Annotated in this window: 7 protein-coding genes; all 7 read right to left on the reverse strand. The window is 44.3% G+C overall.

Annotation, left to right across the window (positions count from 1 at the left end; all coding sequences use genetic code 11):
- On the reverse strand, nt 1-335 hold a 335-nt coding region (locus tag ENN47_12515), incomplete at its 3' end, for a ribokinase (GenBank protein ID HDP78971.1).
- Nucleotides 336-362: 27 nt separating this feature from the next.
- Entirely contained in the window at nt 363-767 is a 405-nt protein-coding gene (locus ENN47_12520) for a lactoylglutathione lyase (protein HDP78972.1), read from the reverse strand.
- 6 nt (nt 768-773) lie between these two features.
- Nucleotides 774-1,766 (reverse strand): ABC transporter permease, encoded by a 993-nt coding sequence (locus tag ENN47_12525; GenBank protein ID HDP78973.1) that lies wholly within the window; start codon nt 1,764-1,766, stop codon nt 774-776.
- A gap of 1 nt (nt 1,767) precedes the next feature.
- Nucleotides 1,768-3,291 carry a sugar ABC transporter ATP-binding protein gene (locus ENN47_12530; GenBank protein ID HDP78974.1) on the reverse strand — a complete coding sequence of 508 codons (1,524 nt, stop codon included), beginning with the start codon at nt 3,289-3,291 and terminating at the stop codon, nt 1,768-1,770.
- 14 nt (nt 3,292-3,305) lie between these two features.
- The gene (gene deoC, locus ENN47_12535; protein ID HDP78975.1) at nt 3,306-4,001 is read right to left on the reverse strand and encodes a deoxyribose-phosphate aldolase; all 696 of its coding nucleotides are present in this window, start codon (nt 3,999-4,001) and stop codon (nt 3,306-3,308) included.
- 83 nt (nt 4,002-4,084) lie between these two features.
- Nucleotides 4,085-5,053 carry a LacI family transcriptional regulator gene (locus ENN47_12540; GenBank protein ID HDP78976.1) on the reverse strand — a complete coding sequence of 323 codons (969 nt, stop codon included), beginning with the start codon at nt 5,051-5,053 and terminating at the stop codon, nt 4,085-4,087.
- 165 nt (nt 5,054-5,218) lie between these two features.
- Nucleotides 5,219-7,078 carry a transporter substrate-binding domain-containing protein gene (locus ENN47_12545; protein HDP78977.1) on the reverse strand — a complete coding sequence of 620 codons (1,860 nt, stop codon included), beginning with the start codon at nt 7,076-7,078 and terminating at the stop codon, nt 5,219-5,221.
- Between the last annotated feature and the right edge of the window lie 257 nt (nt 7,079-7,335).

The following is a 7,335-nucleotide window of genomic DNA, read 5'->3' on the forward strand; positions in this document are numbered from 1 at the left end:
GGCGCAACTGCAATAGCGTTGTTTCCATTGTTCTCGTCTACTATTATCAGGGCGACACCGGTTCCGGCAGTATCGGACTCGAGAAGATACTCCTTTGTAATTCCAAATCTATCGAATGCATCCTTCACAAATGGAGCAAACAAGTCTTTACCGATCTTTGTCATGAACTTGACATCAGATCCAGCCTTTCTGGCAGCCACAGCCTGGTTGAATCCCTTACCTCCGGGGCCCATCTTGAAGGGTCCGGAAAAGACCGTCTCTCCTACAACGGGAATGTGGGGAGAAAGGGTAGTGAGATCCATGACATAGCTGCCGAATACCGTCACTTTATTCATCTGATACCTCCAAGCAATGTAATGATTCTATCTAGGTCTCTTCTCTTCAGCGATCTCCAGCAATTCGCCGCCCGGACCCTTGAATGTATTGTAGAAGACCTTTCCGTCAAAAACCGGAATAGGATCGGGCGATTCGAGTTCAATGCCGTTGCTCTTCAGGTAATCCATTGCCTTTTCAATGTCATCCACAACAAAAGAGAGGTGCTGAAAGTGAGACTGTGATTCGGGAGCGAATTCCCTCTCTTTGCTATCTTCATAACACATAAGCTCGATTTCACAGCCTTCACCGGCAACGAATGCCACTTGGAGTTTCTTTTCAGGCAGCTTCTCTCTGTTGACAAGTCTCAGTCCGAGAAGACCGATATAGAACTCTAACGCTTCATCGAGATTGGGAACTTCTACTGCCACATGAAAGAACTTATTTATCTTCATTATCTATCACGCCCTTTTAAAGAGTTTCTTCATACCTTCGCCCTTTTTTCTACTCTTCACAAACTGGTCGAAGAAGACTGCTAGTATGATAATCGCTCCGATGACAATCTGCATTATAAACGGATCTACTCCCAGCAGATTACCGCCATTTCTGATCGTCTGGATTATCAGGGCACCCATGGCCGTACCAAGAACAGTACCGACTCCTCCGCTCAGACTTGCTCCGCCGATGACGACCGAGGCTATAGCATCCAGCTCGTAGCCGTTTCCTCCAGTCGGTACTCCTGCAGCCATTCTCGTTCCGAGCATCAAACCGGCTATCGCACTGAAAACCGCAGCAACAATATAGAAGGAATACATATTGCGTCGAATATTAATACCGGATAGTCTGGCTGCCTCCTCGTTGCTACCTATGGCATACAGGTTACGACCAAACTTTGTGTACTTCAATACGAAAATCATTATCGCGGCAAGGACTATCCACGTCCATGCAAGAGCCGGTATCCCGAGGAATTCGGCGACTGCGAACTGCCGGTATTCAGTGGGAACACCGGTGACCATTCTCCCACTTGAAATGTACATTACAACGCCTCTTACGAGAGTCATCATACCAAGCGTTGCTATAAAGGCCGGTACCTTCCCATCATGAACTGCCACGGCATTTATGAGCCCTACAAGGGCGCTTATCCCAAGTGCAATTAGGATTCCCACGTAAGTCGGAAACTGAAACTCTCCTCTTGTGGAAGTGAAAATCGCATAGACCATTCCACTCAGACCGACTATCGAGCCTACCGATAGATCTATTCCACCTGTAATGATAATCAAAGTCATTCCTATCGCAACAACACCATTTATCGAGGACTGCCTGATTAGATTGGTTATGTTAGCCCATGAGGAGAAGTTCCCTCCCGTTGCGATGGCCAGAAAGACCCACATCACAACTAAAATTATCAAAAGGTTTCTTTCCGTAAAAGCCTTTCTATCTCTCTTCCCAGCCATTTCAGACTGCCTCCTTTATCTTTTCTTTCGAAACTAGATTCTTCATTGCAAGTGTCAAGAGATGTTCCTCGGAGAAGTCCTTCTTTTGAACCTCGGCTGCCATCTTTCCGTTCGAAATCACGTAGATTCTGTCAGACATCCCCATTAGTTCTGGAAGGTAGGAAGAGATTAGAACAATTCCCTTTCCAGATGCTAGAATCTCTCCGAACAACTTGTATATTTCAGACTTAGTTCCAACGTCGATTCCGACGGTCGGTTCATCGAATATCAGTACATCAGTGTTCTTGCAGAGCCATCTTGCTATAATTACCTTCTGCTGATTTCCACCGCTGAGCTCGGAGACTTTTTGGAAGATACTCCCGATCTTTATTGAGAGTTTGTCGACATAATCTCTAGCCTGTATATGTGCCTTCCGATAGTTTATCAGTGGCCCAGCCATTGCCTTGTCGAAGTTGATTATGTTTATGTTGAAATCGATATCCTGCTGCAAGAATATTCCCTGTTTTCTTCTGTCTTCAGGCAGATAACCGATTCCGTTCACTAACGCATCTTTGGGGTTCTTTATTGAAACTCTGGAACCTTCAACAAATATCCTTCCATCCTTAAGATTATCAACCCCAAAGAGAGCTCTCGCTATTTCCGTTCTTCCAGCACCGACAAGCCCGAAAAGCCCGACCACTTCGCCCGCTTTAACGTTGAAAGAGACATTCTCGAATCTATCGCCCGATAGGTTCTCTACTCTTAGAAGCTCTTTTTTTGGCTCTGTATCTTTCTTGTGGTACATTTCCTCTATAGATCTTCCGACCATTAGAGGGATTAGCTTATCAACGTTTTCCAATTCCTCTGTCAAATAAGTGCCAACCGTAGCTCCATCTTTTAGAACAGTCACCGTATCGCAGATGTCAAAGACCTCATCTAAGTTATGGGAGATATAAATGATGGCCGCTCCTTTCTTCTTGAGCTCCTTGATTATCCTGAATAGTATCTGAGTTTCATTTCTAGTTAGAACAGCAGTTGGCTCATCAAAAATGACCAGTTTCGGTCTTTGCCAGAGAGCCTTAGCAATTGTAATCATCTCACTCTCGGCTATGCTGAGCTCTTTGATGTTTCTATGAACGTTTATATCCAATCCAATTTCATCCAGAAAATCTTTGGATTCTTTGTACATCTTTCTCCAGTTGATAAATGGACCAATCTTGGGTTGCTGCCCCAGAAAGAAGTTTTCTGCTACTGAAAGATCGGGAGTGACCATGACATCCTGATAAACAGCATAGATTCCCAGCGCTTTAGATATCAATGGCGAATTTCTGGTAATTTCACTTCCCTCAAAGATCATTTTCCCTGAGTCCTTTGTATAAGCACCCGTTATTATCTTTATGAGTGTCGATTTTCCGGCTCCGTTCTCTCCTACAAGACCTCTTACTTCACCACTCTTGACGGAGAGGGAGACATCGTCAAGAGCTTTTACAGCAGGGAAGCTCTTGTTTATCCCTTCAAGATCAATTACAATCTTTTCCTCAGCCATGCCATCGCACTCCTTCAACTACCGTATTTCTTTTCATACTCTTCGTATATAGAGACGCTGGAACTGGAACCGAATACTGTAGCTCCCAGTTCCATGAATTTCTCGACCTGTTCTAGAGTCCTGACGCCGCCGGAGACTTTGATCTCTTTCTTCCCGGAAACGACGGAGTTAATCAGTTCAACATCGCGATAGGACGTTGCCCTGGGACCAAAACCTGTCCCCGTCTTCACGAAATCGATTGTTGGAACATCAACTATCAATTCACACACTTTGATTATTTCCTCTTCAGTCAGTCGGCTGGTCTCGATGATGAATTTGCAGATTCTGTTTTCTTTCTTCACTCGCTCGGAAAGAGTCACTAATTCCCGTTCCATCAGATCCCAGTTTCTCGATTTGACTGCAGATACGTTTATGACAATGTCGAAATCAGTAACCGCCTCTCCGAGAGATACATAGTATTCGATTTCTCTCATTTTCAACTCTGTGGGAACCATGCCAAGCGGGAACCCTCCCGGGCCAACGTTAATTCCAACGTCAGTTCCCTGGACTTTTTCAATAACATAAGTCGGAACTGCATACCAAGGCACAACAACATTTCTGAAATTATACTTCAGCGTTTGATCTACGAATGTTTCTATGTCTTCCCATTTGGCCTCGGGGTTGAGCAAAGTATTATCGAATCTTCTATTGAAAGCCAACTCGTTTTTCATCTAATAGTTACCTCCATGTGGCTAAAATTCTGAAAATGGGCAGCTTTCGCTGCCCATCGTTTTTGCTGACAAGTGTTTGAGAATCAATACCTCTTTCTGGAGAATGGGTCAAGTATCTCCATGGACTCTTCAAGAATGTCCTTAGTGATTACATATACTCCCGTGTCATAGTATTCGGGAAGAGGTTCGCCATGAATGGCCATGAAGGCGTACATGACACCCTTGTATCCCATACCGTGGGGGTCCTGAACGATAAGGGCTTTAAGTGCTCCGCTATCAAGAGCCTCTATTTCCAGAGGATCTGAGTCATAAGCAACGGCCATTATCTCATTTTCGAGACCTCTCTGCTCAATAACCCTAGCTACACCGATACCAGTATGGTTGTTGTCAGCGAAGAAGCCAACAAGGTCGGAATGAGCAACAAGTAGATCCTCTGCTGCATTGGCTGCTCTGGAAATGTCGTTGTCAACGTAAATAGTAGGGAGAACTTCTAGATTAGGGGCAAGCTCCTTCAGTCTGTTCATGAATCCACTGTCTCTGTCTGTTAGAACCTGGACACCAGCCATGGCGCTAATCAAGCCAACTTTTCCGTCGAGAGACTTGTTGTTAGCCTTCAGAGCCTCAACTAGCTTGTCAGCGGCAGCAGCGCCACCTACGGCGTTGTTCGTTGCGAGGAATGAGTTGTAACCAGTGTCATAGACAAAGTTGTCAATAAGGATTATCTTGATTCCCTGCTTGAAAGCTTCATCCAGAATAAGAGACGGAGCCTCTGAACTTGTGGACGAGATGACTATTGCATCAGGCTTCTTGTTAACAACATCTTCGAGTATGGATATCTGGAGATCGATATCGGCTTCGGACGGAGGTCCGTAGACAGTGACGTTAACGAGTCCCTGGAGATCGTGTTCGGCATTCTTGCCACCTACAATTGTGTACTGCCAGAAGTCAGAGTCGGTTGCCTTGACTATGAAGGCAATTTCGTAAACTGCAAAACCTAGAGTGGCTCCGAATAGAAGTGAAGCCATAACGAGTAGCATAAGTACTTTTCGCATTAGCAAAACCCTCCTTATGTGGTTGTTCTGTACATACGCACGTACACATGTACGTACAAGCAAAACAATTATAGCAAGCGAACGAACTCGCAACAAATTTGAAAAACAGAGAAAATTTTCGTAATTAGAAGTTTGGAGTCAGAAAGAAGACATAATCGTCTTTAATCACTCTTGATCATCGCGGATTGCTTCTGGAAAGTTTGGCCCTCTGGAATCAGTCTTACTGTTCAGTTCTCTTTTCTTCGAATACATTGCAAGTTCTGCATTCCTAAGTACGTCATAAAAATCAGTTACAAGATCTTTCTTAGTGGCAACTCCAAAGGAGGCGCTAGCTTCCACAGAGAAACATCCCACCTTGCTCAGGTTTTCCTCTATCCTTGAGACGATTTCCTCTGCCTTTTCGGTGTCTGTTCTCAGAAGAAGGACAACAAACTCATCTCCACCCCATCGAACGACGAGATCCTCGTGCCTGCAGGATTCCTTAATTGTGCGAGATATCGTCTTCAGATAATCGTCGCCGTAGAAATGGCCAAAGGAATCGTTTAGTGCCTTCAGCCCGTTGACATCCGCAAAAATGACTGAAATCGGAAGATTTCTCGAAGTGTCAACCCTGGACACTTCTTCATCGAAGAAGGTCCTGTTGTAGAGGCCAGTCAGCGAATCGTGGAAAGCAAGGAAACGTATTTCTTTAGTTTTCTTGATCTTTTCAAAGGCTCCAAGAGCGTGAAGCATCAACAACTCGGCAAGCTCGGCATCTTCTTGTTTGAAGCTTCCCGATTCAATGGTGACCGTTTGAAAAACACCGTAATCTCCAATAGGAACACTAAGCACTGCCTTGATCTTACTGCTTGAAGGTCTTGCATCGATTTCCTTCGAAACGTTATCGATTATTATTGTCTTCCCCGTCTTCAAAGTCTTTCCAGCAATCCCCTCATATTTCGGAACGCGAGAGTTGACCTCAATGTTACCAGAATGTCTCTTGGCAACTAGATAGTCTCCTTCAACAACATCCAGACTGTAATAGTCGAAACTCAGAATATCGGTGGCCGCTTTCACTATTAGATCAAAAACTTCCTCTTCTTCTGTGCAGCTCTCCATCTTGAAGGCAATATCGTGGAGACTTCTTATCTTGGCCCTCAGGCGCTCGTTTTCAGTTGCCTTCTTCTCAAGCTCCTCGGTTCTTGCCTTGACACGTCTTTTAAGAGTGTGATTCCAGATCCAGAGGAAAAACAGACCAATGGCAAAGAAAACGAGAATTCCTGCGGCCACCAACAGATGCTTCTTATTCTGTTCGAACCAGTTTGCAGAGCCAAACCACTTCTCGAAAATCATGTCGTATTCCCCGCTCTCTCTTACAAGAAGGAGGCCCTTATTCAGTTTATTGAGAAGAACGAAGTCGTCTTTTGCCGTTGCGAAAGCGTAGTCTCTATCGAAGAGCACGGTACTCGAAACTTCAAGATTATCGATCTTGTTCTCCTTGGCAAAGTAGAGACATTGGTACTTCTCGAAAAGACCAAAGTCGCCACTTCCTGAGGATAGAAGCTTCAGTCCCTCTATCGGAGATTCAACGGCAATGATTTTGTCTGTAATTGAATTCTCGAGCAGATAATCATACATAACTCCGTTGCGCTGAACTACTATTTCTTTACCGAACAAGTCTTCAACCGTCGTTTCCTTTTGACCCTTTCTATAGAATATCCCCATATGGAGGGTATTGTGGGGAATCGAGAAGCTATATATCTTCTGTCTCTCGGGAGTAACGGCCATCCCTAATAGACCGTTAAGTTCTCCCGACTGAAGCTTTTCGACAACACTGTTCCACTCACCAAGCTCAATCTCAATATCCAGTTCGGCTGAGTCTGCAACCGCACGCATCAAATCAACATTGAAACCGATGGGCTCGCCGTTTTTATCAACAAACTCATACGGAGGATAAGCATTATCCCCGCCAAAAACGAGCTTTTCTGCAATTACTGATGTAAACAACAGAATCGATACAAGCAATGTAAGAACGGTTTTATTCATTTTTCGATTCACCCCGGTCCCAAACATCATATCACGATCATCACAAAAAAAGAAAGTCTTCATGAAAAGCAGTCTGTTGAGTATCGTCTGTAATAGCTATATTCATGACAAGTAGCAAATCTCATAAGTTCTCACCTAACTTAAGAGTAATATAATCATAATTGTGCTCTATCAATTTGTTCACTTCCGGCAAAGTGTTGGTATTTCATTCTCTTCATTCAGTCATTAGTTTGGTTTTTTGAACCGTAACAGTTTCA

Origin of the sequence: Mesotoga infera, from assembly GCA_011045915.1 — a bacterium.
Lineage (GTDB): Bacteria > Thermotogota > Thermotogae > Petrotogales > Kosmotogaceae > Mesotoga > Mesotoga infera_D.

Bases quoted from the DNA above. Each gene is read 5' to 3' on its own strand.
- ENN47_12520 (HDP78972.1), bottom strand. From the start codon at position 767: ATGAAGATAAATAAGTTCTTTCATGTGGCAGTAGAAGTTCCCAATCTC.
- ENN47_12525 (HDP78973.1), bottom strand. From the start codon at position 1,766: ATGGCTGGGAAGAGAGATAGAAAGGCTTTTACGGAAAGAAACCTTTTG.
- ENN47_12530 (HDP78974.1), bottom strand. From the start codon at position 3,291: ATGGCTGAGGAAAAGATTGTAATTGATCTTGAAGGGATAAACAAGAGC.
- deoC (HDP78975.1), bottom strand. From the start codon at position 4,001: ATGAAAAACGAGTTGGCTTTCAATAGAAGATTCGATAATACTTTGCTC.
- ENN47_12540 (HDP78976.1), bottom strand. From the start codon at position 5,053: ATGCGAAAAGTACTTATGCTACTCGTTATGGCTTCACTTCTATTCGGA.
- ENN47_12545 (HDP78977.1), bottom strand. From the start codon at position 7,078: ATGAATAAAACCGTTCTTACATTGCTTGTATCGATTCTGTTGTTTACA.